Below are 25,140 nucleotides of genomic sequence, written 5' to 3'. Positions count from 1 at the left end.
AGTGCTTGCGCATAAACTCACAGCGGCGCAGCGGCAGGCGTTTGCCCCGAGCTGATCGCCCAGCCGCACCTCAACCAGCAGCTGATTGCGCGCTCAGCATCTGGCTGATCGCATCGTGCAGGCGTGCGGTGTCTAGCGGTTTGTGCAGCAACAGGGCGCCGGTGCTTTGCGCCTCGCGCAGGCGATCGGGGGCGGTATCGCCGGTGATGATAAAGGTGGGCGGCAGGACGCCGAGGCGCTCACGCAGGGCTGCCACCACATCAGCGCCGGTCTGACCGTCACGCATGCGCAGAGTAGCTGACGCTTTCCAGTTTGCACCGCTGCGATGGCTGCCGGAGATCAGGGTATGGTCGCCTCACGCCGCCAGCGTGAAACTTCATGTCGGCGTAGATAAAACCTGCTTCGCCATACACGGAAATGGTCCGCTTCGCATGCCAGCAGTAAGCGGTCAACTGCGCCAGCGGATTGTCAGCATCCACCGGCCTAATATTCGCTGCCGAGCACAGAGCAACAACCAAGCAAGCGCCGATACGGGGTCGCGTGTCCATATACCCTCTCCCGCGTTCATTCCGGGAAAGGGTACGACCTGTCAGGCAAGACACCTATAACTCATAAGGACTAGCATCCACCGTGGGTAGACCCAACGGGCAACAGCTTGATCGTCGCGGGCAGCGGCTCAGGTAAGCTGCCCGGGCTCGCGGAAGTCGTCGCGCTGCAGCAGCTCCCAAGGGTCAACGAACTGGCCGTTCAGCTCTACCCAACCCATATAGGTCGTACTGCAGGACCAGCCAAGCAGACGCTGCAACTCCTCCGGAAACTGCCGCACTCGCTCCAGCGGCAGGGACAGAAAATGGTTTTCTTCCTGCCGCAGGATCGCCAGATCGTAGGCCATGGTCAGGCCTGTACGCGGCGTACTGGTACGGTTCTCGCCACCGCCGTGATAGGTCGAGCCGACCCACAGCAGCGCGTCACCCGGCTCCATCTCGGCTTGCACCGATTCGGCCTCGGTCGGCATGCGCTCGTCATCCCAGCGATGGCTGCCGGGAATCACATGGGTAGCCCCGTTCTCCCGGCTGAACGCCGACAACGCGACCATGATCTGCAGGCGCGCCTCGCGGCCATATTGTGGGTGCCGCCAGAGCCAAACGCCGTCGTCCCGGTGCAACGGCTGCTTGCCCTGCCCCGGTCGAATCTGGATCGCCTGGGTTACGCCAACCTGAATATCCGGCGCGACCTCGTGCCGCACCTCGCCACTCCAGCCACTGATCGGCGTCTGCAGAAGGGCTCTGGCGCTCTGCAGAAACAGCGGGTTCAGCGCCAGATCCACCATGTATTTGCTGCGGGCAAACAAGCGTGACAGCCGCCCAGTCTGAGCACCCGCAAAGTAGGCGTCCTCGCCGCCCGGCGTGCCCTCCAGCAGCGGCAGCAAATCCTGTCGCAGCCCGCGCAGGATACGTGGTTTCAGAAACCCGCGGATGATGACACCGCCGTCCGCACGGATGACCTCAACGATCTCGTCAATCGACGCGGTGTTAGGAAGATAACGTAAACTCATAATCGCTCCTGAAGCGTTGGGTGATTGCTGATTAAGCCCCGTTTCGGCGCAGCGCCCGGGGCGCAAGCGCAAACGCAGGCGCAGATAACCGCCAAAGTGACCAGTCCGGTCATGGTGCCACGGACGCCGCGCTAACCACGCCGCGGCGGGAAAACAGCACCAGACCAGCCCCATCGGCCTGCAATGCCGTCAGGCCAACACCATCGGAGCGCACGTCAAGCTGGAAGCTGCGCCCCCCATCCAGACTGCGCGCCAGCAAGCCATCAAGCCCGATGACATCCACCCGGCTGCCGCGCGCCGCAATCCCGGTAATCGAGCTTTTGCTGCCCAGCTCAATGGTTTTCCACACCTGCCCATCGGCACTGCCGAGCATCAGGGTGCCGCGCTGACCACCAACCAGTAGGCGCCCGTCTGCCAACGCCGCACCGGTCCAGAAACTACCGCTGTAGCCCGTATCGAGATAGCGCCAGGTCAACCCGCGATCGTCTGAACGCAATACCTTGCCGCGCTCGGCAGCGGCGTACAGTCGCCCCTGCGCGTCCGTAAACAGGCTCATCAAGTTGAGGTCGGCGCGCCTGGCCCCCGGAGGCGGAGGAAGACTCTGTTCCTGCCAGCTGCGTCCGCCGTCACGGGTAATCAGCACCTGCGACCAGAGGCCCACGGCTACGCCGTCGCGCTGATCGAAGAAGTGCACGGCGAACAGCGGGCGATCATCATCCGGCGTCAGCCGCTGGACGTGCCAGTGCTCACCGCCGTCTTCGCTGAGCAGAATGCTGCCCCAGTGGCCGACCGCCCAGCCGGTCTGGGCGTTGATGAAGCTGACCGCAGTCAGCGGGCTGGACAGCGGCACCGCAGACGCCTGACGGAAACTCGCGCCATCGTCATCGGACAGTAGCACAACGCCATGGTCACCCACCGCCACAATGCGCTCACCGGCGCGGGTGGCTGCCAGCATGGTCGCCTCGCTGGCGATCTTGCTGGGCGCAGCAGGGACCGGCTCCAGCGCACCGGCAGTGAACGACGTGAATGCCAGCACGGCCGCCAGCAACAGGGGTATCGGATTCATCCAGAACTCCTTAATGCAGCAGCGCATCACTAACCCGCAACGGCGTGCGCCGCGGTGCAATGCGCTCCAGCAGCACGGCAAATGCGGGCAGCACCGTCATCGCCATGACCATGTTGACGATGAACATAAAGGCCAGCAGCAGCCCCATGTCCGCCTGAAATTGCAACTCGGAAAACGCCCAGGTGGCGACCCCGATGGCCAGCGTGATGGCGGTAAAAATGGTCGCCACCCCCACCTCCAGCAGTGCATGCTCCGCCGCCTTCACGATCGGCTGGCCGTGACTCAGGTGCAGCTGCAGGCGGTTGTAGATGTAGAACGCGTAGTCCACGCCGACTCCCACCGCCAGCACCATCACCGGCAAGGTGGCGATGGTCAGACCGATCTGCAGCTCCTTCATGAACCAGTAACCGATGAAGGTGCCGATGGTCAGCGGCAGGCAGCAGGTCAGCACCGCCCGCCAGTCGCGATAGACCAAGAACACCAGCAGCGCGATAGCCGCGTAGACATACAGCAACATCGGCAGCTCGCTCTTCTCGACCTCTTCGTTGACCGCCGCCAGCACCCCGGCGTTACCGGAGGCCAGACGTATGCGAATACCTGCTGCCGAATGCTCGGCGCGGAACGCCTTAACCGCGTCGATCACCGTACTGATGGTCGCCGCCTTGTGGTCAGCGAGGAACAGATGCGCCGCGGTCATGCTGCAGTCCGCGCGCATCAGGCCCGGCTTACGCGCCACTTCGTTGGCCAGGGCTGAGTAGTTGAGCGGATCGACCGGCACCACGTTCATCTTCGGGTTGCCTTCGTTATAGCCCTCGTTGTACTGCCGCATGGCAGTCGAGAACGACTGCACCGAGAGCACGCCCGGCACGCCCTGCATGGCCCAGACAAAGCGATCCTGATACTGCCCTAGCGCGACCTGCTCACAGCCGCCGACGTCCTGCTCAAACACCACACTGAGCCAGTCGAGTCCGATGTCGTAGCCGCTGGCGATGGCGAGCGCGTCTTGATTGAAACGCGCCTCACTGCGCAGCTCCGGTGCACCCGCCTGCAGCGAGCCAACCACCCGGCCGTGGCTCTGCCAGACCGCCACCCCCAGCAGCAGCGCGGCGACCGTCAGCACCCACCTTGCACGCGACCATTGAGCAAGCCCGGCGACGCCGCGCAGCCAGTGGGCGCGCTGCTGGCGTGACCGCTCGGCAATCTGTGCGTAGTCCGCGCCCAGAGTCAGCATTGACGCCACCAGCGGCAGCATCAGCAGATTGGTAATGATCTTGTAGCCGACCCCCAGCGAGGCAGTGATCGCCAGCTCGCGCACCATCGGAATCGGGATCAGCCAAAGGGTGATGAAGGAAACAAAAGCGGTAACCAGTGCCAGCACGCCCGGTATCAGCAGCCCGCTGAAACTCGCCCGAGCAGCGTCGTAGGTACTCTTGCCCAACGCAATCTCGCGCACAATGAAATTGATCTGCTGAACACCGTGGGAGACGCCAATCGCAAACACCAGAAACGGCACCAGCACGGCCAGCGGATCAAGGCCAAACCCCAGCAAGCGCAACGAGCCAAACTGCCAGATCAACGACGCTAGCGAGCAGCCCAGCGCCAGTAACGTCAGGCGAATCGAGTGGCAGTACCAGTAGACTGCCAGACCGGTCAGCAGCAGTGCCAGCAGGCAGAACTCCAGCACGCTGACCGCGCCTTCGGCAATGTCGCCAACCTGTTTGGCGAAGCCGATGATCTGGATCTCGAACGCCGCATCCTCGAAGCGCTGCCGCAGCTCGGACTCCAGCAGCCGGTTGAAGGCCATGTAATCCAGCCGCTTGCCATCAGCATCAAACTCCTTGAGCTCGGCGCTGACCATCGCGCTGCGCTGATCACGCGAAACCAGCGTGCCGACAAAACCGCCCTGCGCCGTGGAGTGCGCGATGGCGGATATCTCCTCGGCACCGAGGTGCTCCGGCGTAACCGTGCCTGGTACCAGCGGGTCGGCGCGAAAGCCCTCTTCGGTGATCTCGTTAACGAAGGCGTTGGGCGTCCACAGCGACAGCACGCTGGCGCGCTGCACGAACGGCAGATAGGTCACGGTCTGGGTCACGTCGTAGAGTCGCCGCAACCCGTCGCTGCTCCAGATATCGCCGTCGCGGGCGCGCACCACCACAATCAGGCGATTGGCGCCGAGCAGATCATCGCGGTAGGTCGAGAAGGTGTCGATGTACTCGTGGCCGATCGGCAACTGCTTTTCAAACCCGGCGTCCATCCGCAGCTGCAAGGCAAACCAGCCCATCACAACGGTAAACAGCGCCAGCAGCCAGAGTACCGCTTTGCGGTACTCGAACAGTCGGCATTCCAGGCGCGACAGCAAGCCACGCGGCGTCTTGGATTGCGGTTCAGTCGGCATCGTCTGGCCCTGCATCACAGACTGCGCGACAACACGAGCCCGACATAGTCACGGTCTTCCAGCAACTGGTCATAGGGCGAATCGCCCCCACTGAACGTTGCGTAGTTGAGCGTGACCTGCCAGGTGCCCGGGTTGCGCACGAAGTTCAGGTACAGATTCATGCTGCTGGCGCCGTCCATATAGGGCGCCGCCAACGTCGGGGTACGGCCCTTGAGTGAGCGCGAATAGAACACACCCGGCGTGACCTGCCAGCCCGGAATCAACGTGCCGTCGTAGGTCAGACTGAGGTCAGCGCTGATACCAGAGGTGGTGCCGTTCCCTTGCGCCGTCGGCAGTACGGCTGGGTCCAGCATCCATGTGTTGACGCCGGCGGAGACCAGCTCGCCGTTGTACTCATCCTCAAGGTCCGGATACTCCACCACCACCAGCTCGGTCAGCACACTACCGGTGCTGGCACCGGTCAGATCCAGCAGCCAGCCGCTGTTCGATGGCACCATGCTGTACATACCTGTCAGGTGCCACTGAAACTTTTTCTCGTCCTGCCAGCACTCGCCCTGCTTACCCGTACAGCCGAAGGTCGGGTTGAGCGCAACGGCATCTTCCGGGCGATACGACAACTCGGTGCCCACTGCCCAGTCGCCGACCGGGAAGTTGGCGCTGACACCATAGAGCATACGGTCTTCGGGATAGACCCAGGTCGGCGCGAAGGTGGTCTGATCGATGAACAGCGATGGCAGCTTGTCGTGGTAACGCAGCACGTAAAAACCGAGGTTGAGGTCGGTATTGGCCGGCTGCCAGTTGAGCGAAAGCCCCCACTGACCGCTGTCCCGCGCATCACGCTCACGGTAGCCGTAGGCCTGCATCCCTTCGCCCAGCGCATTGGTGGTAGACCAGTAACTGCCTACCGGTGGCATCTCGGTCTTCTCCCAGCCGAACTGGTAGTAGGCCTCGAAGGTCACGCCCGCGCCCAGCCCGCCAGCGAGACTGAAAATCGGTGCCGGCAGCAGAGCCTCCTTCAGCTGTGTGCCCGGCGTCGACAGCGCCATCACATCGTAGCCGTTGGTTTCGTTGATGCCGCCGGAAGCGAACAGGCTTTCTCCCCAGTTGATCGCCTGATTGCCCAGTCGCGCACGCAGGGGCCGGCCACCCACATAGAAGCTCTTGCTGACCCACAGGTCGAGCAGGCGCGCCTTGAATTCAAGCTCATCCCGGGCCGCATCGGATAGGCCATCACTGTCTACCCCCGGCGGCCGATCCCAGCCCAGCGTGCCGCTGGTGCGGGTGGCGGCGAAGTCGCGCTTCCAGCTGCCGCGTACCATCACCGTGTAGTCATCGGGCAGGCGCAGCAACAGCTCGTGAACGCCCTTCAGGTAACCGGTGTAGAGATCGCCCTTGGCGTAGTTGAGGTTGCCCTGATCGCCGATGCCAGCAACCGGCGAGAGGCAGGCATCCGGCACCGAGTGGCCGTGGGCGCCCTGGGTCACCAGACCGCAGGAAGGGGTATCGGTGCGCATACCAGCACCAGCGGAGATCACCGAGTCAAAGGCACCGCTCACTTCGCCAAGCTCGAAGGTGAACGCCGCGCTCTGCGCAGACGCGCCAAGCAGCGCGATACCGGAGAGAGTGAAAATGAATTTATGCATGTTCAAGTCCTCGATTCGGCTCAGCGTTCGCTGATTACGCGCAGGTTGTCGGAGGTGTAGAACGAGCGTTTCAAGCGCGGGTTATTACCCTGTTCGGTCAGCCAGCGGTGATCGGTGCCGGAGCCCAGCGGGCTGTTATCGAACATGTAGCGACCATCAATCAGGTTGTGCTGAGCAAAGGCCTCCACGTCACAGCCACCAGTCTCGTAGACCGGAATTAGATAGCCCTCGCGCACCTTGGCGACCCGATCCTGGGCGTCATAGTCCACCGCAGCGAGCGGTGCCCAGCTGTCTTCATCCAGATAGAAGAGGCGTTTCGGCGCGGAGTGACGCATGCCTTCACGCACGCGCGCCTCGACCACCCAAACCCGATGCAGTTCGTAGCGGCGATGACTCGGCGCAATAAAATCGCGCTGCGCCACATCCTCGAAGCGCGCCTTGAAGTCGTAGAGTCCGAACGAGTTGTACGGCACCAGCAGCTCCTGCTTGCCGACCAGCGTCCAGTCGAAACGGTCGAGCTGACCAGTAAACATTGCAATCTCATCGACGTTGTACTGGTTATCCAGCCCGATCTGCGGCGCGTCGTAGGAATACGAGGGCATCCGGCGCACCCGGCGCTGGCCGGGGAAGTAGTAAAAGGTTTCCGAGTCGGCACCGGCACGGACCGACAGCACCGCGGCCTGACCGGCCAGCGCCGCAGGTTCGAAATAGGCGAAGTAACCCGCCACTTCCAGCCGGTCGTAGTCAGAGAACAGTCCGTTGGGCTGCTGCGCCCAGGGGAGGAAACTGATCTGGTCGGTCAGCATCTTCAGCCAGTCGTCGCTGCCACGGCGCGGCGAGAGTGCGGCCTGATTGCGCGGCATGGCGAAAGCCAGCCCGCGGTAGCGCATTTTCATGTTCCACATCGCCTCCACGCCGTTGCTCGGCATGGGGAAGGGAATGCCCGGCACATGGGCCTCCTGCAAGGCCAGAGCACTGTCATCGAGTTGCGCGAAGCCGACGTTCTGCCGCGTGTTCTGCGCCACGAACGCGGGCACATCGCAGCTGCGCCGGGTCTGGTAGACGTCCATGCGATAATCCGGCAACTGCTTGAGCAGCTCGACGTGGCCCGGCAGCAGCTGCGCGGCGTGCTCGGCCTGGTTCTCTGCGCTCACCGAGTACAACGGCTGGTCGCCCCGGTGCACCCAGTGCGCTGCCCGCAGCTCGCCGTAGACCCAATCACCACCCTGCGGCCCCGGTGGCGTCCAGGCCGGGATTACCCCGTCGGCCGACGCTGCCGGGTTGGCTCCGATTGGCGTAAGACTGCTGCCCAGGGCATCGGCGCCATGCTCACTCGCCCATGCGGCCCCCATCACGTACATGCCCAGCCCAAGCGCAATGCACCCTCTTGCAGCGTGCATCACCACAACCCTCATCGACCGCTCTGCAGCTAAAGGTTTCATCAGATAGTCCTCTTTTTTAGCGCAAAGGCACCCGCACGCGGTGCCCGACAACGCGCATTTCTTGTGAAGGTAATTGCCAGGCAGACCGGGACTGGCGCCGGTAAAACGTGATCAGCTCACGGGAGCAGCCCGTGCCTTAGCGCGAGCCAGCGCGCCGTAGGCGTAGTACAGCAAGGCGAACATGCAAGCCCAGGTCAGCAACGCGATATTGAAAAAGTTCAGCACCACGTTGGTCGCCTCACCCGGGATTTCGTAAAAGTCGTAAATCAACGCAATCACCAGCATGCCGACCATCACCAGCAGCACCGATAGCGCCTGTGTACGTTCGCCATAAGCCAACAAAAGACGGGCGAAATGGATCAGGTAACCGGAGAACAGCAGCCCCATCAGTACGTAGAAGTAGGGCAGCACACCGGCAAAGGCGTCGATGCGCAGCAGAAAGGTCGCAGGGATACTGATGACAAAGATCAGCACATCGACCAGCGCGCTCGGCCTGAACCCTCGCGTAACGGCCATCAGGCCGAGAATGGTAATGATGGGGATGCCGAAGCCCCGGGAAAACGCATCGAGAAACATCGAGATTTCATAACCCAACGGGTAGCCCAGCGCCTGAAACAGCAGCATGTTGGTAGCCGACACAGCGACAATCAGCCATTCGACTCCGAGCAGATAGTTCTTGTGGCGACGGATGAACAATATTCCGTAGACCAGCATGGTCAGCGCCAGCACCAGGCAACTAAGTGACAAAATCAGACTTCTTGCATCCATGAAAATACCCTGCATTTCTATGGTTTGAGCCACCGCGAGCGGCCGCTGACTCGGTTAGCAGAACTCACTCTTCGACGGCTTCCTCACGGCTCAAATACTCGACTACCGACTGGCGATCCGTGTCCCCCAGCTGCATGGCGACACTGCGCATCCACGGGCCGTGAATTGCATCCTGCTCGCTGTTGCCACGCCTGCCGCTGGCGTAATTGCGCAGCTGACGGTCCAGATAGGCGGCGTCCAGCAGACGCAGATTGGGAGACTGCAAGTAGGCATTCCCCCGGGCATCCGGCCCGTGGCAGTAGGCGCAGGTGCCCTGGTACAGCGCCGCCCCGCGACCCTGCGGTGCCAGCGCTGGCGACTCAGCTGTCGCTAGCCCCGCGTAGTGACGCGCCAGCCCCTCCAGCGCGGATTCAGGCACTGCAGTCAGCGCTGAGCGCATCAACACGCCCTGACTGTCCTGCGCGTCGTAACCACGCGCGCCGACCTTGAAGCTGCGCAGTTGCTGCCACAGATAGCTGAAGTGCTGACCCGCCAGCCGAGGCGCACCGAGCGCCGGGTTACCTTGCCCCTGAGCGCCGTGACAGGCCGCGCAGGCTGCCAGCTCGGCGCCATCCGGCGCGGCCTGCGCCCAACTGTTCAGGCCGCAGACCAGCCCCAACACAATTACAGAAGCACGCATTCTCATGGGCCAACCGACTCCTTGGCGGGCAGCACTTGCTGCTGGTTGATGCGGTCAATCAACTGCGCTCGCACCGCGTCCACATCATTGGGCACATCATGTCGCCAGCGTTGCACCTCAGCGGCGCTATAGGGCTCAAAACCCTGCGGCAACTCTGCCGCCGCATAGCGTTCCAGCATCCAGTTCAACACCCGCGCCAAGCTCTCGTCGGTCAAGCCCGAGAGTGACGAGCCCGGCACCTGAACCAAAAACTCACGGCCACCCTCCACACCGAGAAACAACCCCAGTTGCCCCGGAAAGGCCGGCACCTGTCGCTGCGGGTTGCCCATGCCATCCGGCAGATGGCACCCCTGGCAATTGAGCATGTAGTCGAACTCGGCAGGCTCAGTGGCATGGCCGAACTGAGCAGCCAGCAGCAGTGCACACCATGGCAGCAGACGTTTCATTGCTTACTCCCGCACACCGATCACGACCGACAGCGAACAGTGATATGGCATATCGGCCAAGCTGCCCGAACACCAGTTGATGTCATTTGAACTCTGCGGTCGATACAGCGGCGTGTCGCCCTCGTCACGCTGACACGCGCAACGCCCGCAGCTGCTCTTGCCGCAACAGTCGTTGTAGGAGATCACGTAGTCCTTGCCATCGGCCGGGTTGCTGCAGGTACCAATCCAGGTGATGTCCGAGCGCACGGTGCCGGGAGGGCATGAGTTCACCGAACCACCGCAGCAGCCACACAGGAAGCCGTCTATGGCGCAGTGACGCCAGTAGTCGCAGCTGTTAGGATCGCCGCTCTCGACCAGTCCGCCGGTTGTTTGCGCAAAGGCGTTACCGCGAAACACCGGTAGCAGCGTTGTTGCCCCAGCGCCGATCAGCAGGGTGCCAAGGCCGCCCAGAAACCCGCGCCGCGAACTGCTCTGCGCCACCCGGCGCGACAGCAGTTCAGCCGCCTCATCAAACCATCGAATTGCCATAGTTAGTGCACCTGCTGAAAAAGAGCGGAGTCAGCCTGCTCGGCTGCCCTGAGCGCCTGCATCGAGGCATGGCCATGTATCTGCGCTTCGAACAGGCTATCCAGATGCTCGCGCGAGTTAACCAATCCGTGGGCCACAACCGTACCGTGCGCATCAATCAGCACTGCGTAAGGCAGCTTGCTGATCTGATAAGCCATGCCTACCTCCCGCGACAGCAGATAGGGGAAGTCGTGCAGCCGCTGCGCGCTGATAAACGCCTGATGGGTCTTTTCATCGCCATCACTGGCAAGCACCACTCGCACCTGCGCACGCTGCTGATCGCGGATCGAGCGCAACGCCGGCAGCAACTGCTTGCAGACCGGACAGCTGTCGGAGAGAAAGAACAGCAGCGTCAAACGCTCGTTGCGATCACCACCGCCCAGCTGCACACTACCGCCGTTGAGGCTGGGCAGCTCAAACACCGGTGCCTTCTCGCCAGCCTTGATGGCCTTGCCAAGCGACAGCGCACCGACCGGCTGCAACCGTTGGTGCAGCAGCCCGACCTGCCGCGCCAGCGCCCACACCGCAACCGCTAAACCGATGGTCAGCAGCCAGGACAGCAGTGCCGAGGTAATCAATGCATGAGTCAGAGCCATTACAGCCTCCGCAGAAGTGAGTGATTGGAAATCAGCTGATTGGCCAACGCATACAGCAGTGCACAGCTCACGCCAGCGCCCAGCAACGAGGCCAGGTCAAACCAGCCAAGCGTGCGCGGTGCCACCGGCCAGAGCAGCATTGCAGTCAAACCACACAGCAACAGGTTACGTAGCACCAGAGCGGCACTAGGCGGCTGACGCTGCTTGCCCGGGTTGCAGCCACAGTCATCCAGTGCTGCATCTGCGCGCAGCGTGAGCGCCAGCACCAGTGTGTAAATGACGAGTAACAACAGCGCCGGCAGCGCAGCCAGCGGCTGCTGCAGGCTGTACAGCAGCCCCAGCGCGGCCAGTAGCTCCAGGACCGGCAGCAGGCGTGAAAGCGCACGTTGCAGACGCATAGGCAGCGACAGACCAAACACCCGGGCGTAGCCCTCCAGTGCCAGTGCAAAGCGCGCCTGATCCGTCAGCTTGTGCAGTGCCGCTACGGCGAACAGCAACGCCATGGCCAACATGATGGTCAGATGCACCAGCGGATCGTGTAGCCAGCCGAGCGTTACCATGGTGTGACCTTATTCAGATAGCCGAGCGGCAAATCCCCAATGCTGCGTAGGTGCTCGCCATTGTCGGCGTCATACAGGTTGATACCCTGACGCATCAAAGGCATGAGACCCGCCTCACCGCTGGTCAGATAGATCCAGGCGGTGAACAACGCCGGCATCGGCACGATCCAGTCCAGGCTGTACAGCCGCGGTTGCGCCCCCTGACTGACGCCGATCGCAGAGCTGTGCGCCTCCAATTCGATACGCGCAATGCGCTGCTCACTGCGCACGTCGTAGACCCAGACCTCGGTGCCCGGCTTCTGATAGTTCTCCGGCACATCCTTATGCATCAGCACAAAAAGCCGGCCACTCGCTTCGTGTACCGCGGTGCCATGATTGCCCGCCACACTCCAGCCGTCCGCCCGCTCGGCATCGCTGACCAGCGACCAGCGCTGGCGCCGCTCGGCCCCAGCGGCGGTCATCTGCAGGCCCCAGGCGTAATTCTGCTGAGAGACGAAATACCAGGTATCACCCAGCCGCGAAGCAGGCGTCAGCAGCAGATCCTCAAGTGGGTCGAACAACGGCGCGGTGCGCTGCTGCAGGGCCACACCACCCTGCTCATCCAGCCGCAGGTGAAAGAAGCCCCCGTTGCCGCAGATCGCGTAAAAGTCACGCGGCCCGGCCGGGTAGAGTGAGGCGCAGCCGGGAATGGCTACCTCAGTAACAAACCGGCGCTGTTCGACATCAACAATGGACACCGAGGCTGCGGGCGTAAAGTTCAGCACCAGCATAAAACGCTCGTCGTCAGACAATACGCTCAGGCCTGCCGAGAGCATTCCGGTCATGCGCTTTGGAGGGATCGAGATCTCTGCCTTCGGACTCAGCGTGCGCGCGTCATAGACCGTCACGACGTCTTCGCGGGTGCCACGTACGCCACGACTGAAGTAGATCTCGGCGGCATATAGCTCAGCACGACTGTGCGACATGACAAGATCACCCGGCCATGTGCCGGTATTCAACTGCCCAAGGTGACGGCCGTCCTCAGCAAACAGATACGCGCGACCATCAAGCATGGTGGGTGCGTTGTTGCCCCAGACCCAGAACCAACTCTGCCCCTGATAGTCATCCAACACCTCGACATAAGACTGCTCAGGCACAAAGCCGTCGTCGCTTTGCACTGCAGCAGCCCCCAGACACAGGCCGCAGCACAGCAGGTACCCCAGCGGTCGCATCAATGTTCGCATAAACGAAATTCCATACCCTTTTGCCCAAGACAGATTCCGAGCTTCGAGAACGAGAATAAGAAGCGAAAGACGGGGACGCTTGACAAGCGATGACAGCATTTCGGACAGTAGATGACAGCCCGCTTGCGCGACCAAAGCAGTAGCCGAACAACCAAGTAAGCGGCTTTGCAAATCGGCAGGCTGTCTCTAAGACAGCCCGGACAATAAGGGTTGGCACGACGCTGTCTGCTGAAAGCCCATAGCCCGTCAAGAGGTTAGGCTGATGACTTCACAACACTTGCATACCATCTACGCGGAGAATTTTTTTCGACGCAATGCGGCGGTATTCGCCCCACATTTGCAGAAGGTTGGCCTGAGCGAAGCCATTCTCAACTCGCCCGAGCTGGAGATACCGCTACATCAGTACGTCGCACTCTGGGAGCAGCTCGGCCTGCATGAGTCCCCGAATATCGGTCTTGAACTGGGCATTCAGGCCCGTTGCAGTGACTACGGACTCTACGGGCACACCGCTCGCAGTGCATCAACCATGATTCAGGCGCTGCGGATCTTGAGCCACTTTATTTCCGTGTTGATGCAGGGCACTCGCGGGGATCTGGATATCAACGACGAGTTCCTGTCACTCAGCTACCAAATCGCCGATCCACTAATCATCAACCGTCGTCAAGACGCCGAATTCACTGCGGCCTCAGCACTTAGCCTGATTCGCGAGCTTACCCAGCAGCCCGAGCTATGCCCAACGCGCGCACACTTTGAACACCCCGCGCCCGCGGACCTTGGCGCGTATCAACGCATCCTCGGTTGCCCGATCCACTTCAATCAGCCGGACAATCGGCTGTACTTCCCGCCCACGCTACTGGACACGCCGATAAAAACCGCTGACAGCCGCCTTTTTCAGTTGCTCAGCCCGCTACTGGAAGAACAGCGTGCCGCGCGCGAAGCGGATACCGATTTGCTCAGTCAGCTGCGCTTCCAGATCGCCAGCCACCTGAGCACCCACGACTTCAGTATCGAACGTATCGCTGAAAGCATGAACATCGGCGTGCGCACCCTGCAGCGCCGGCTGGCAGAGTATGAGCTGGACTACAGCCACCTGGTAGAGGACGTCCGGCGGCCGCTGGCAGAGAACTATGTTGCCCGCTCAGAGCAGAGCTTTACCGATATCGCGCTGTCGCTCGGTTACTCGGAAGCCAGCGCATTCAGCCGCGCATTCCGCCGCTGGACCGCCCTCAGTCCCCGGGAGTTTCGGCAACGCGCGCGCAGCTAGGTCGAAGGCAGGCAGAGGCAATATCCGTAGCTCTTGGGTTGCCCGCGCATGAACCTATGAAGAGCCGCAGAAACGGGAGGACCGCATCGACACAGCGGCGCGCAACACAGTGGTTGCAGAGAAGCCCTGTTGGAGATCCTGACAGCAGCATGCGTGCGTCACGGCAGTCACCTCCATTTGTTTATCATTGTTGTAGCCCTGCATCGTGGCATGAACATCAGCCTCATGACTTGGCATATAACAACAACCGGTGCCTCTGCCGCCCCTCTCATAAGCGCCCGTCACAACCCTGAAAAAGTAACCGCGAGCTGTCTGTCTCGCCCAAATCAGCCAACCGGTCGTCATTAAACAGACGTTAATTCGCCACTAAATTGCAACACCCGCCCGGCGCTGCTAGATTCCCTTCATCACCCACAACACGGAAACCTGAGATATGAAACGGATTCTCATCGGTACACTCTTCGCAGCCGCCTCTTTCAACGCATTTGCAGTTGCTCCGGGCGGCCCCGGTTGCGGCTGGGGCAACATGCTGTTCGAAGGGCAGAGCGGTCTGCCTTCCCACCTGGTAGCCACCATCACCAACGGCACCTCCGGTAACGCCACCTTCGGCATGACCTCTGGCACCAACGGCTGTGACACCAGCGGTCGTCTGACTTACAACGGCAAGCCGATGCTGGTTCTGGGCAGCATCATGAACGAGCTGTCCGAAGACGTCGCTCGCGGTGAGGGCGAAGCGCTGACCACCTACGCCGTCGTTCTGGGCATTCAGCCGGAAGATCGCGACCACTTCGCCGCCGTCACCCACGCCCACTTCAGCGAGATTTTCCCCAGCGCTGATGTCACTGCCGAGCAGGTTCACGCCGCCACCCTGAGCGTTATGCGCCAGGATGCTGTTCTGTCCAAGTACGCCGAACAGGCCTGATCGCAGCAACACCTGACAGAAGGCCGGAGCGCAAGCCCGGCCTTCTGTCTTTGTGCGTGCCGTGCTGACTCCCTCCGATGAGAGCCTCCATGCTCAGATGTCTGGTTCCACTGCTGCTCGGCAGCCTCTGCCTGCAGGCGCAGGCCAAACCGCAGCTCACCCAAGAACAACGCGATGCCCTGGCCAGTGATCGCTTCTGGCTGACGCTGGGCCACTACCAGCCCGCTCGCTGGAGCGGCTGGCGTAGCTATGTAGACGACAACGCCTTTTTCCTCGCCAGCAACGGCGCTGAATCACCCGCAGCCGAGCTGAGTGCGACCCTCGGCGGTCTGTACGCCAGCGCTGCACTGGGCAACGACCATGTGCAATGCCGCTATCCCTCACGTACCCGCTGGCTGCGTGAACAGCTGAACCTGAAAGACCTGCCGACACCGAACTGCAGCGAGTACAACGAGTGGTACGAGGACATCGCGCCGTACTCCACCGTGCTGGTGTTTCCAGACGCCTATCTGAACAGCCCGTCATCGATGTTCGGTCATACCCTGCTGCGTATCGACTCACCGGAAACCGCCGGTAGCGGCACCAGCCTGCTGACCTATGCACTCAACTTCGGGGCCATGGTCGAGAACATGGACAACGGCGTGCTCTACGCCTGGAAAGGGCTGGCCGGCGGCTACCCCGGACAGTTCTCGCTGCTGCCCTACCGCGACAAGATCAGCGAATACAGCCGACTGGAAAACCGCGACCTGTGGGAGTACCAACTTGATCTGAGCCCGGAAGAGACCGCGCGCATGGTCGAGCACGTGTGGGAACTGCGTCAGGTCCGCTTCGACTACTACTTCTTTGACGAAAACTGCTCGTTCCGGCTGCTCGAGCTGCTGGAAGTGGCCCGGCCGTCGCTGCGCCTGACCGACCAGTTCCCCCTGACCGCCATCCCCGCCGATACCGTGCGCGCAGTGCGTGAGGCCGGGCTGATCACCGACGTGAACTACCGCCCTTCACGCGAACGCGAGCTGCTGGCCCGCGCTGCGCCCCTGACCGCTGACGAAGCACAGTGGGTGACCGTGCTGGCCGGTGACAGCACCCAGCTGCAGAGCAGCACCTTTGCGGCATTGCCGCGCGAACGTCAGGCACTGATTCAGGAAGCCGCCTACCGGCTGGCGCGCTACGAGGCCAGCGGCAAGGCACGAGACTCGGCCGATGCCGCCAACAGCTACGCCCTGCTGCAGGCCATCAATCGCAACCCGCCACCGGCGCTGAACATCGAGACGCCGACCTATCCCGAGTTTGGGCACGAGTCCCGCACCTGGCAGCTGGCCGCAGGCAGCCGCGAGGACCGCGCCTTCGCCGAATACGGATTGCGTATGGCCTACCATGATCTGGCCGACAATCTGGCAGGCTTTCCGCTTGGCGCGCAGATCGAAATTGGCGACTTGAAACTGCGCCAGTACGAGGGCAATCACTGGCAGCTGGAACAGCTGGAGCTGGTCAACATCCGCTCGCTGACACCCCGCAGCGCACTGCTCAAGCCGTGGTCCTGGCAGGTTGCCACCGGCTGGGAGCGGGTCGCGGGCGAGAACGGCAAACGCCGGCTGGTGCCGCACCTCAACGGCGGCGGCGGCTTTGCCTGGCAACCGTGGGACAGCGTGCTCGGCTACAGCCTGGCCACCCTGCGGCTGGAACATCATCGTGACTTCGATGCACCGCTGAATGCCGCTGCCGGTTTCAACCTGGGGCTACTGTGGCGCAATCCGCTGGGCAGCCTGCTGGCAGAAGGCCGCGGCGACTACTTTGACAACGGTGAAGTGCGCCGCAGCCTGGCCCTGGCCCAGCAATGGGAGCTGAGCCGCAATCTGGGCCTGCGTCTGCAGGCCTCTCGCGAGTTCAGCCAGTTCAGCGCGCCGCAGACCGAGTTCGCCCTGCAGCTGCGCTGGTATCACTACTGACAGCGGGGCCACAGGGCCCCGCCGACTCACGCCCTGGCCTTGGCTGCCGCCAGATAGCTGGCCAGACGACTGCCCATCTCCTGCCCCAGCGCCTGCAAGCCGCTCAGCGGCCGCACCATCACTTCAAACTCGACGATCTTGCCGGCCTCGTTGAAGCGCACCATATCGATGCCCTTGAGCTGACGACCGTTTACCTCGGCGCTGAACTCCAGCACCACATTCAAGCCATCGGCCGTCGCCAGCTGGCGGTGATAGGTAAAGTTCTCGAACACCTGCAGCACCGTGCCGAGGATGGTCGCCACCACCTCGGCCCCCGGATATGGCGAGTGCGCCATCGGCGAACGAAACACCGCACCGGCGTCCAGCAGGCTGGGCAGGTCGCTCAGATCCTTGCGCTCAACCATCCGGTGCCAATGCTCAAGGCTGGCCGCCGCTGCGGGGTGGAGTTGCAGTTCAGACATGGAATTCTCCTTTGGCGCTGGCACCACACCAGCAAACTTATCATTGTTAAGATCGAGCCAAAAAATAACCGGCAACCTGCTAGCGCAAGCACCGGTGAACGGGCAAGTTACGACGCAATCTTAACAACGTCAAGATGACGCCATGCTAGGATGCGCCCACAGCGTCATCACCGCAGCAGAGATATCGGCTCCATGGCAAAACCCGCAAAACGCGCCCGCGACGCCTACCACGTCGGCAATCTGGCCCCGCAACTGCTGGCCGCAGCCCGCACGCTGCTGGAGGAAGTCGGCCCGACCAAGTTGTCGCTACGTGCGGTATCAGAGCGAGTCGGGGTCAGCGCAACGGCGGCCTACCACCACTTCCAGAACCGCAACGAGCTGATAAGCCACCTTGCCGCGCAGGGCTTTGCAGAGCTGGCAACGGCGCTGCAAAGCGCTTACAGCAGCGGCTCAGGGCTCGATAAGGTGCGCGGCGGCAGCCTCGCCTACCTGCACTTTGCCCGCAGCAACCCGGCGCTGTACCAATTGATGTTTGGCCCGGAGTTCACCGACGAAACCCTGATTCCGGCACTCCAGCGCGAACGGCTGGCGGCCTTTGGCGAGCTCAAGCGCATGGTGGCCGAGACCCTCGGGCAAGCGCTGGACAGCTCTGACGTACGCAAGGCGTCTGTCGCCGCGTGGTCCTACATCCACGGACTGACCTCGCTGGTCATTCACGGCCTGCTACCGGGTGCCGCAGGCAACAGCGACGAGCACTTTGTCGATCGCACACTGGAAGGCTTTACTGCGCTGGCAATCAGTTGCTCCCCGCCCATCAAATAAAAATTGTCGAATTCAAACTCAATTATTATTGATTTGTCTTTAGGCAAGCCGCGCCGCACACTCATACCCGCTTGCCTGCCAACGCCCAAAACCACACCGCTGCTCCCCGGCTGATCTGGTTGCGGCGCTGGGCAGGCGGCCTTTCATACTGCCCTGCTGCCTGTAGTCCACGACCATGAATGACCATACCCAACTCTCCCTGCCCGCCAGTCGGCAGGGCGCGCCGCTGCTCGGCGGCCAACTCGCGACCCGTCCGCGCGAATTGCTGCGCGCAACCGTTGGCGCAGCGCTGGGCCTTAGCCTTAGCGTCTGGCTCTGCCAGCAGGTATTCGGTACGGCGGTAGCGACGCTGCTAATCGGCCCGGTCGGTGCCTCAGCCATCCTGCTGTTTGCCGTACCGTCCGGCGCTCTGGCCCAGCCCTGGTCAATCCTCGGCGGCTACCTGACCTCGGCCGTGGTGGCCACCGCCGTCGCCCAACTGGGCGGGCACAGCCTGCCGATGGCCTCGCTCGCGGTCTGCCTGTCGCTGCTGGCGATGTTTATGCTGCGCTGCCTGCACCCACCCGGCGGCGCGGTAGCGCTATGCGTGGTGCTGGCAGGGCCGGCACTGCAGGCGCTGGGAGAAAGGGCCATTCTTCCAGTCATGCTCAATGCGATATCGCTGCTGACGCTGGCTGTGCTTTACAACAACCTTACCGGTGTTCGCTATCCCAAGCGTGCGGCGCCGAAGATCGACCTGCATCGCTCAGGCAACAGCCACACTGCGCTGCGCAGCGGTATTACCGGCGATGACCTGGACACGGCGCTGGAGGGCTTCGGTGGCTTCGTCGACCTGACCCGAGAGGACCTCGGCCAACTGATTGAAAGAGCGGAAAGTGCCTCACTCCAGCGCCGGGCCGGTGCAATCAGGGCCGCTGATATCATGACCCGCGAGGTGCACTGGATCAGCCCGGAGGCAACCGTGCGCGAGGGGCTGGATTTGCTTGGCGCCCAGCGCCTGAGGGTTCTGCCGGTCGTCGACAGCGAGCAGCGTCTGGTCGGCATAGTGACGCTGGTTGACCTCGCCAGCGTGCTGGATCGCGGCCGCTTTCGGCTGCTGCGCCGTCGGCTCGGCGAACGCGCGCCCATCAGCGAAGTCATGACCGCGCAGGTCACGGCGGTCCCGGCTCAGGCACCGATCACCGACCTGGTGCCGCTCCTGTCCGAGCGCGGCCTGCACGCGCTGCCAGTGCTGGAAGGGGAAACGCTGGTTGGTCTGGTAACCCAAACCGACCTGATCAGTGCCTTGCACCGCCGCCTGCTGAACCAGCGCGACTGAGTTAGAACACCGGATTCCAGCGCTGCGACCAGTCGTGGTCGCCGCATGCGGCCTCGCGCAGCAGGTCCAGTGCTTGCTGCAACCCCGCTCGGTCACGCTCGCGCGAATACACCAGCCAGGTCGGAAAGCTGAACTCCGGTGCCTGCGGGACCCGCTCCAGCACGCCACTGTCGAGGTAGCTCTGCACCACCCGCGTACGGAAGTAGCCGCTGCCGCCACAGCTGAGCAGGTACTGCAGCGCCAGCGGACCGAGATTGAAGCTGAGTTCGGCACTAGCCCGGTCGGGTAGTGCCCGGTCGTGCTGCTGGCGGAATGCGTCGCCCCAATCGACGTAGATATAGGGCTCCGGGTTACTCGGCAAACAGACCTGTATCAGCTTTTCTTCCAGTAACTCTTCCACCTGCAAACCGGGCCAGTAGGTCGGCTGGAACACCAGCGCGGCGTCCAGCGCCCCTTGCTCCAGCTTGCGCTGCAGCTGGGTGCCGTCGCCCACCTCTGCGTACACTGCGTGGCTGTCCAGACGTTTGCGCAGCAGGCTGACCCAATGCAGCATCAGCGGGTTGCACAGGCTGGGCTCACCACCAACGTGCAGCACGTTATCGATGCCGCTGAGCAGCGGCAGATCACGCTGCGCCGCATCCCAGGCCTGCACCATGCGATTGGCATAGGCAATAAACAGCTCGCCGTCACGGGTCAACCGCGCCCCGCCTCGATTGCGTACAAACAACCTGCAATTGAGCTGGGATTCCAGACTTTGAATCCGCGCGGTAACCGCCGCCTGAGTGACATGCAACTGCTCAGAGGCCGCAACCAGACTGCCACTGCGAACGACTTCCAGAAAAGTGCGGGCCAGGCTGATATCCATCGGTCATCTCATTCAGGGGAGGGTATTGCGATAGTGCCGAATTGTCCGCTGTCGCGCGAGCCGCAGCCAATCAATGCAACCGACATTAAAATGTCGAAAATGCAAAAACCCCCCCATTTATCGTCAACCACTTGTCACCTCCTGCTATAACTAAGACACTGTGCACCGTAAACAAGGAGGAGTATATGAAACACTTACGGATCAAGCTTGGTGCTACTGCGCTGGCAGCAACCTTGAGCGCGCTGCCACTAACAGCCAGCGCCAGCGATGTTGGTTTCGGTGTTGGTATCAGCTATATCTTCGGCCAGGGGCCAGCCGTCGGTATCAAGGCGTTTTCGGACGATGAAGCTGACCGGGCTGCGGCAGTATTGGGTCTGGACTACGTCTTCGCCAACGGCGGGCTGCGGCCAAATGTCGGGGTCGCCTATCTCGGCAACGACTACTACGGCGACGCTAATGTGGGCTACAACTTCGGCAACAGCCGCTTCGACTTCGGTGTCGGCGCCGGTTGGTCTGACGCCGATAACCAGTCAAGCAACCATGCCAGCGCCCCTGGCTCGCCGCAACGGCCACCTGAACCAGGTAATGGCAATGGCGAACCACCGCCACCACAGCAACCTTAAAATCCCGGTTAGCTGGCAACGCCCAGAGGTCGCAGTCGCGGCCTCTGGGTCATCAGTCCCCTTCCTCTTCAGCACAATGAATGCTGACGCTGATCAATAACCGCGCTTCGCCTCTCCGCTAAGCTCGCCGACTTTCTGTCGACCTTGCGGTACTGAATCATGCCCCACGCTCCCGAACTGCTGGCCCCCGCCGGCACCCTCAAAGCCATGCGCTACGCCTTCGCCTACGGCGCCGACGCGGTCTACGCAGGCCAGCCGCGCTACAGCCTGCGCGTGCGAGAGAACGACTTCCACAACCCGGAGGTCATGGCTGCCGGCATCCAGGAAGCACACGCACAAGGCAAAAAGTTCTATCTGGCCAGCAATATCGCCGCGCATAACAGCAAGGTGGCGACCTACCTGCGCGACCTCGAACCAGTCGTGGCTATGGGGCCGGATGCGTTGATCATGTCGGACCCGGGGCTGATCATGCTGGTGCGCGAGCGCTGGCCGGAGCTGCCGGTGCACCTCTCGGTGCAGGCCAACGCAGTGAACTGGGCGACGGTGAAATTCTGGCAACAGCTGGGGCTGGAGCGCATCATTCTGTCGCGCGAGCTGGCGCTGGAAGAGGTTGAGGAAATCCGTCAACGCTGCCCGGATGTCGGCCTGGAAGTGTTTGTGCACGGCGCACTATGCATCGCCTACTCCGGGCGCTGCCTGCTGTCCGGCTACTTCAATCACCGCGACGCCAATCAGGGTGCCTGCACCAATGCCTGCCGCTGGCAGTATGACGTAAAGCCCGCGGTCGAAACTGCCGAAGGCAATATCGAGCCAGTCGCACAGCCGGTGCAGATCATCACCCAGCACGACAAACCCGATGAGCCGATGGCCATTGAGGAAGATGAACACGGCACCTACATCATGAACTCGAAGGATCTGCGCGCGGTGCAGCACGTCGAACGCTTCGTGCAGATGGGCGTGGATTCGCTGAAGATCGAGGGCCGCACCAAATCGCACTTCTACGTCGCCCGCACGGTGCAGGTTTACCGCCAGGCGATCGATGACGCGGTCGCCGGACGCCCGTTCAACCTCGGCTTGATGGACGACCTGGAAAGCCTGGCCAACCGGGGCTACACCGAAGGCTTCTACCGCCGTCATCCACCGGGCGTGTACCAGAACTACGAGCAAGGCGCCTCGCGCATGAGCCGTCACCAGTTCGTCGGCGAACTGGCCGGGGAAGATCGCGACTGGATCGAGATCGAGGTGAAAAACCGCTTTGCCATCGGCGACCAGCTGGAGCTGATGACCCCACAGGGCAACCACAGCTTTGTACTGGAAACCCTGCAGGATCGTAACGGCAACGCCATTGAGGTGGCGCCGGGCAACGGCCACCGGGTGCGTATTCCGCGCCCGCCGCTGGCCGATCTGCAGTACGCGTTGCTGATGCGCTGGCTGGCGGCTTAATCGGCTGTCAGGCGGCTAATGACATCCGCTGTCGTCGTTACCTCGCCAAACTCGTAGGCGATGGTGCTGAGCGAGATACGTTGAATCTCCTCGGCACTGATCGCGCCAAAGCCCAGATCCGGGTAGTCCATCGCCGCATTGGCGTCGCTCAGGACAACCGCCTTGTATTCCCGATGCACGCCGTCGCGGATGGTGGTTTCGCAGCAGACGTTGGTCACCGTGCCGCAGATGATGATGGTGTCCACATCGCGGGCGCGCAGCACAGTGTCCAGGTCGGTACCGTGGAAGCCGCTGTAGAACAGCTTGTCGATGACCACGTCACCCGGCTGCGGCGCCAGCGCCTCGATCACCTCTACATTCGGCTCACTACGGGCCAGAATTTCGTCCACGTTGGGGTATAAATCGCGCATACGGCCGGTGTCACTGCCATCGCCACGCACGATATGACGCAGGTAGATTACCGGCACGTCAACGCTGCGAGCGGCATCGACCAGCGCCTGAATCGGCTGAATAATATTAGCTGTGTTTGGCACATAGAGAGCGCCGTCCGGTTCGCAGAACACCTTCTGCATGTCGACGACGATGACCGCAGCGCGGCGCGGGTTGAGGTTCCAGCGAACCAAGGGTTTGCTCATTGAAGGCTCCAGCTAACGGGAATGCATGAGCCTCGACCACAGCAAGGAGCGTACCGTCTGGTCCGCGCTAAAGCGCCTGCCCCCTGCAGCCCCTAACCAGCTTGAGCTCTGGAAACTCTGGCTCTTCTGGCAGCGCCGTCAACCTGCACCGTAGCAGGGCATCAGACCACGGATGCACCTTCGGCGGACAGCGCCTCACGCAGATAATCGATCAACAGGCGCACCAGCAATGACGCCTGCCGGTGTTGCGGATACACCGCCCAAGCGGTATTGCCCGGCAACTGGAAGGCGTCCAGCACGGCGACCAGCTTTCCGCTCGCCAGCGCGTCCTCGACAATGAAGGTCGGCAGCCTGGCGATGCCCAGCCCGGCGATGGCGGCATCACGCACCAATTCCCCATTGTTGACCCGATAGCGCCCCTTGACCGCAACCTGCTGCAGTCGGCCGGCCAACCGGAACGGCCACTCCACCGCCGCGCTGTGACCGTACAGTACACACTCGTGGCCAGCCAACTCGGCAGGCGTCTGTGGCACCCCGCGTGCTGCCAGGTAGGCGGGGCTCGCGCAGGTCACCATGCCCAGCGGCATCAACGGGCTGGCAATCAGACTGGAGTCAGCCAGCGCACCAATGCGCACCGCCATGTCGAAGCCCTCGGCCAGCAGATCGATGGTGCGGTCGCTCAAATCCAGCTCGACCGAGACCTCCGGATAGCGCAGCAGAAACCCCGGCAACAGCGGACTCAGGTGCTGAATACCGAACGACACCGGCGCGCTCAGACGTAGTGCCCCGCGCGGGCTGCTGCGCTGCGTGACAATCAGTTGCTCGGCTTCAGCCACCTCCTGCAGGATGCGCTGCACCCGCTCCAGATAGGCCTGACCAAGCGCCGTGGCACTGAGCCTGCGGGTTGAGCGGTTAAGCAGGCGCACGCCGAGCCGCTCTTCCAGCGCCGCCACGCGCCGACTGACCAGCTGCTTCGACAGGCCCAGACTGTCAGCCGCGGCGGTAAAGCTGCCCATCTCCATCACACAGGCAAACATCTGCATGTCTTCAAGCTGACTCATTGTCTACCCTGCGTTGACAGTCAAACACGGAAAAGCACCTTAATCCGTTAAATTATGGACAGTATGATCTTCCCATCAACCCCTCTGATGGAGGACAGACCATGACCCAGCAAATGACTCTGCGTCGCGCAGACGAGCGTGGCACGGCCGAACACGGCTGGCTCAGCTCGCGCCACAGCTTTTCTTTCGCGTCCTACTACGATCCACGCCACATGGGCTTTTCCGACCTGCGTGTGATCAACGACGATCGGGTGGCACCCGGTGGCGGCTTTGGCACTCACCCGCACCGCGACATGGAGATCTTTTCCTACGTGCTGGGTGGCGCGCTGGAACACCGCGATACCCTGCACAACGGCTCGGTGATCCGTCCGGGCGACGTGCAACTGATGAGCGCAGGCACCGGCGTAGCCCACAGCGAGTACAACGCCAGTCAACGCGATCCGGTGCACTTCCTGCAAATCTGGATCGTGCCGGCGCGCACCGGTCTGGCCCCGCGCTACCAGCAACGCCACGTCAGTGAGGCCGAAAAACGCGGCACGCTGCGGCTGGTCCTCAGCCCGGATGGCGCCGGAGACAGCCTGAAAATTCAGCAGGACGCACGCGTCTACGCCGGCCTGTTTGACGCTGATGAACAGGCCAGCCTGCAGCTGTCGGCCGAGCGCTACGCTTACGTGCATCTGGCCCGCGGCCAGCTGCGGGTCAACGGCCAGCGGCTGAAAGCGGGAGACGGACTGGCCCTGCGCAAGGTTCAGCGGCTGGACATCGATCAGGGCAAAGGGGCCGAGGTGCTGGTGTTCGACCTCCGCCCAGAGGCGTTGCCGGGCGGCTGATGCACCCGGC

General features: G+C 62.4%; 25 protein-coding genes. 8 read left to right on the top strand and 17 right to left on the bottom strand.

From position 1 onward, the window contains the following. Nucleotides 1–70: 70 nt before the first annotated feature. From ACKPCU_RS05240 to ACKPCU_RS05180, 13 genes are all read right to left on the bottom strand, one after another. Complete coding sequence (locus ACKPCU_RS05240) at nt 71–286, bottom strand: response regulator (protein ID WP_321350444.1); 216 nt, start codon at nt 284–286, stop codon at nt 71–73. Between the two features lie 390 nt (nt 287–676). After that, nucleotides 677–1,555 carry a phytanoyl-CoA dioxygenase family protein gene (locus ACKPCU_RS05235; RefSeq protein ID WP_321350442.1) on the bottom strand — a complete coding sequence of 293 codons (879 nt, stop codon included), beginning with the start codon at nt 1,553–1,555 and terminating at the stop codon, nt 677–679. 109 nt (nt 1,556–1,664) lie between these two features. Then, nucleotides 1,665–2,621, bottom strand: a complete 957-nt coding sequence (locus tag ACKPCU_RS05230) for a WD40/YVTN/BNR-like repeat-containing protein (RefSeq protein WP_321350440.1) — start codon at nt 2,619–2,621, stop codon at nt 1,665–1,667. Nucleotides 2,622–2,631: 10 nt separating this feature from the next. Continuing rightward, the gene (locus ACKPCU_RS05225) at nt 2,632–5,016 is read right to left on the bottom strand and encodes an efflux RND transporter permease subunit (RefSeq protein WP_321350439.1); all 2,385 of its coding nucleotides are present in this window, start codon (nt 5,014–5,016) and stop codon (nt 2,632–2,634) included. 14 nt (nt 5,017–5,030) lie between these two features. Then, nucleotides 5,031–6,659 carry a DUF1302 domain-containing protein gene (locus ACKPCU_RS05220; protein ID WP_321350437.1) on the bottom strand — a complete coding sequence of 543 codons (1,629 nt, stop codon included), beginning with the start codon at nt 6,657–6,659 and terminating at the stop codon, nt 5,031–5,033. 20 nt (nt 6,660–6,679) lie between these two features. After that, on the bottom strand, nt 6,680–8,020 hold the full coding sequence (locus ACKPCU_RS05215; protein WP_321351747.1) for a DUF1329 domain-containing protein: 1,341 nt from the start codon (nt 8,018–8,020) through the stop codon (nt 6,680–6,682). Between the two features lie 192 nt (nt 8,021–8,212). Further along, on the bottom strand, nt 8,213–8,869 hold the full coding sequence (locus tag ACKPCU_RS05210; RefSeq protein ID WP_321350434.1) for a hypothetical protein: 657 nt from the start codon (nt 8,867–8,869) through the stop codon (nt 8,213–8,215). A 64-nt stretch (nt 8,870–8,933) separates the two neighbouring features. Further along, nucleotides 8,934–9,554: a c-type cytochrome gene (locus tag ACKPCU_RS05205; protein WP_321350432.1), complete on the bottom strand. Its 621-nt coding sequence runs from the start codon at nt 9,552–9,554 to the stop codon at nt 8,934–8,936. Further along, nucleotides 9,551–9,994 (bottom strand): c-type cytochrome, encoded by a 444-nt coding sequence (locus ACKPCU_RS05200; protein ID WP_321350430.1) that lies wholly within the window; start codon nt 9,992–9,994, stop codon nt 9,551–9,553. The genes ACKPCU_RS05205 and ACKPCU_RS05200 overlap by 4 nt, the downstream gene beginning before the upstream one ends. Nucleotides 9,995–9,997: 3 nt before the next feature. Next, nucleotides 9,998–10,516, bottom strand: coding sequence for a methylamine dehydrogenase light chain (locus tag ACKPCU_RS05195; RefSeq protein WP_407651849.1), 519 nt, complete (start codon nt 10,514–10,516; stop codon nt 9,998–10,000). Between the two features lie 8 nt (nt 10,517–10,524). Continuing rightward, on the bottom strand, nt 10,525–11,157 hold the full coding sequence (mauD, locus tag ACKPCU_RS05190) for a methylamine dehydrogenase accessory protein MauD (protein WP_321350426.1): 633 nt from the start codon (nt 11,155–11,157) through the stop codon (nt 10,525–10,527). Then, nucleotides 11,157–11,717: a MauE/DoxX family redox-associated membrane protein gene (locus ACKPCU_RS05185; RefSeq protein WP_321350425.1), complete on the bottom strand. Its 561-nt coding sequence runs from the start codon at nt 11,715–11,717 to the stop codon at nt 11,157–11,159. Before ACKPCU_RS05185 ends, mauD begins: the two co-directional genes overlap by 1 nt. Then, nucleotides 11,711–12,940, bottom strand: coding sequence for an amine dehydrogenase large subunit (locus ACKPCU_RS05180; RefSeq protein WP_321350423.1), 1,230 nt, complete (start codon nt 12,938–12,940; stop codon nt 11,711–11,713). Before ACKPCU_RS05180 ends, ACKPCU_RS05185 begins: the two co-directional genes overlap by 7 nt. A gap of 262 nt (nt 12,941–13,202) precedes the next feature. On the opposite strand from ACKPCU_RS05180, the gene qhpR reads away from it, so the two are divergent. The 3 genes from qhpR (at nt 13,203) to ACKPCU_RS05165 (ending at nt 17,072) form a co-directional block, all read left to right on the top strand. Beyond that, the gene (gene qhpR / locus ACKPCU_RS05175; RefSeq protein ID WP_321350421.1) at nt 13,203–14,204 is read left to right on the top strand and encodes an AraC-like transcriptional regulator QhpR; all 1,002 of its coding nucleotides are present in this window, start codon (nt 13,203–13,205) and stop codon (nt 14,202–14,204) included. A 433-nt stretch (nt 14,205–14,637) separates the two neighbouring features. Then, on the top strand, nt 14,638–15,126 hold the full coding sequence (locus tag ACKPCU_RS05170; RefSeq protein ID WP_104739425.1) for a DUF3015 domain-containing protein: 489 nt from the start codon (nt 14,638–14,640) through the stop codon (nt 15,124–15,126). An 89-nt stretch (nt 15,127–15,215) separates the two neighbouring features. Beyond that, nucleotides 15,216–17,072, top strand: coding sequence for an Lnb N-terminal periplasmic domain-containing protein (locus tag ACKPCU_RS05165; protein WP_321350417.1), 1,857 nt, complete (start codon nt 15,216–15,218; stop codon nt 17,070–17,072). 26 nt (nt 17,073–17,098) lie between these two features. Here ACKPCU_RS05165 and ACKPCU_RS05160 read toward each other — a convergent pair whose 3' ends face one another. Beyond that, complete coding sequence (locus ACKPCU_RS05160) at nt 17,099–17,533, bottom strand: nuclear transport factor 2 family protein (RefSeq protein ID WP_321350415.1); 435 nt, start codon at nt 17,531–17,533, stop codon at nt 17,099–17,101. Between the two features lie 192 nt (nt 17,534–17,725). Between ACKPCU_RS05160 and ACKPCU_RS05155 the strand changes: the two genes are divergently transcribed. Next, nucleotides 17,726–18,355, top strand: a complete 630-nt coding sequence (locus ACKPCU_RS05155) for a TetR/AcrR family transcriptional regulator (protein WP_321350413.1) — start codon at nt 17,726–17,728, stop codon at nt 18,353–18,355. Between the two features lie 175 nt (nt 18,356–18,530). After that, nucleotides 18,531–19,673, top strand: a complete 1,143-nt coding sequence (locus ACKPCU_RS05150; RefSeq protein ID WP_321350411.1) for an HPP family protein — start codon at nt 18,531–18,533, stop codon at nt 19,671–19,673. Between the two features lies 1 nt (nt 19,674). Here ACKPCU_RS05150 and ACKPCU_RS05145 read toward each other — a convergent pair whose 3' ends face one another. Beyond that, nucleotides 19,675–20,538 carry a LysR family transcriptional regulator gene (locus tag ACKPCU_RS05145; RefSeq protein ID WP_321350409.1) on the bottom strand — a complete coding sequence of 288 codons (864 nt, stop codon included), beginning with the start codon at nt 20,536–20,538 and terminating at the stop codon, nt 19,675–19,677. Between the two features lie 185 nt (nt 20,539–20,723). On the opposite strand from ACKPCU_RS05145, the gene ACKPCU_RS05140 reads away from it, so the two are divergent. Together ACKPCU_RS05140 and trhP are read left to right on the top strand one after the other, a co-directional pair. Next, nucleotides 20,724–21,161 carry a hypothetical protein gene (locus ACKPCU_RS05140; protein WP_321350407.1) on the top strand — a complete coding sequence of 146 codons (438 nt, stop codon included), beginning with the start codon at nt 20,724–20,726 and terminating at the stop codon, nt 21,159–21,161. A 159-nt stretch (nt 21,162–21,320) separates the two neighbouring features. Next, nucleotides 21,321–22,604 carry a prephenate-dependent tRNA uridine(34) hydroxylase TrhP gene (trhP, locus tag ACKPCU_RS05135; protein WP_321350405.1) on the top strand — a complete coding sequence of 428 codons (1,284 nt, stop codon included), beginning with the start codon at nt 21,321–21,323 and terminating at the stop codon, nt 22,602–22,604. On the opposite strand, the gene ACKPCU_RS05130 is transcribed toward trhP, so the two are convergent. Both ACKPCU_RS05130 and ACKPCU_RS05125 read right to left on the bottom strand, forming a co-directional pair. After that, nucleotides 22,601–23,239, bottom strand: coding sequence for an isochorismatase family cysteine hydrolase (locus ACKPCU_RS05130; protein ID WP_321350403.1), 639 nt, complete (start codon nt 23,237–23,239; stop codon nt 22,601–22,603). The two genes, trhP and ACKPCU_RS05130, sit on opposite strands and share 4 nt — an antisense overlap. 161 nt (nt 23,240–23,400) lie before the next feature. Then, a complete protein-coding gene (locus ACKPCU_RS05125; RefSeq protein WP_321350400.1) occupies nt 23,401–24,300 on the bottom strand; it encodes a LysR family transcriptional regulator in 900 nt (299 codons plus the stop codon). Nucleotides 24,301–24,401: 101 nt separating this feature from the next. Here ACKPCU_RS05125 and ACKPCU_RS05120 point away from each other — a divergent pair, with 101 nt between their 5' ends. After that, the gene (locus tag ACKPCU_RS05120) at nt 24,402–25,130 is read left to right on the top strand and encodes a pirin family protein (RefSeq protein ID WP_321350398.1); all 729 of its coding nucleotides are present in this window, start codon (nt 24,402–24,404) and stop codon (nt 25,128–25,130) included. The last annotated feature ends 10 nt before the right edge of the window (nt 25,131–25,140 follow it).

It is taken from the genome of Halopseudomonas oceani (assembly GCF_963677335.1).
In the GTDB taxonomy this organism is placed as follows: domain Bacteria; phylum Pseudomonadota; class Gammaproteobacteria; order Pseudomonadales; family Pseudomonadaceae; genus Halopseudomonas; species Halopseudomonas oceani.
The sequence above is the reverse complement of the archived record's forward strand: the minus strand, read 5'-3'. Positions and strand labels throughout refer to the sequence as shown.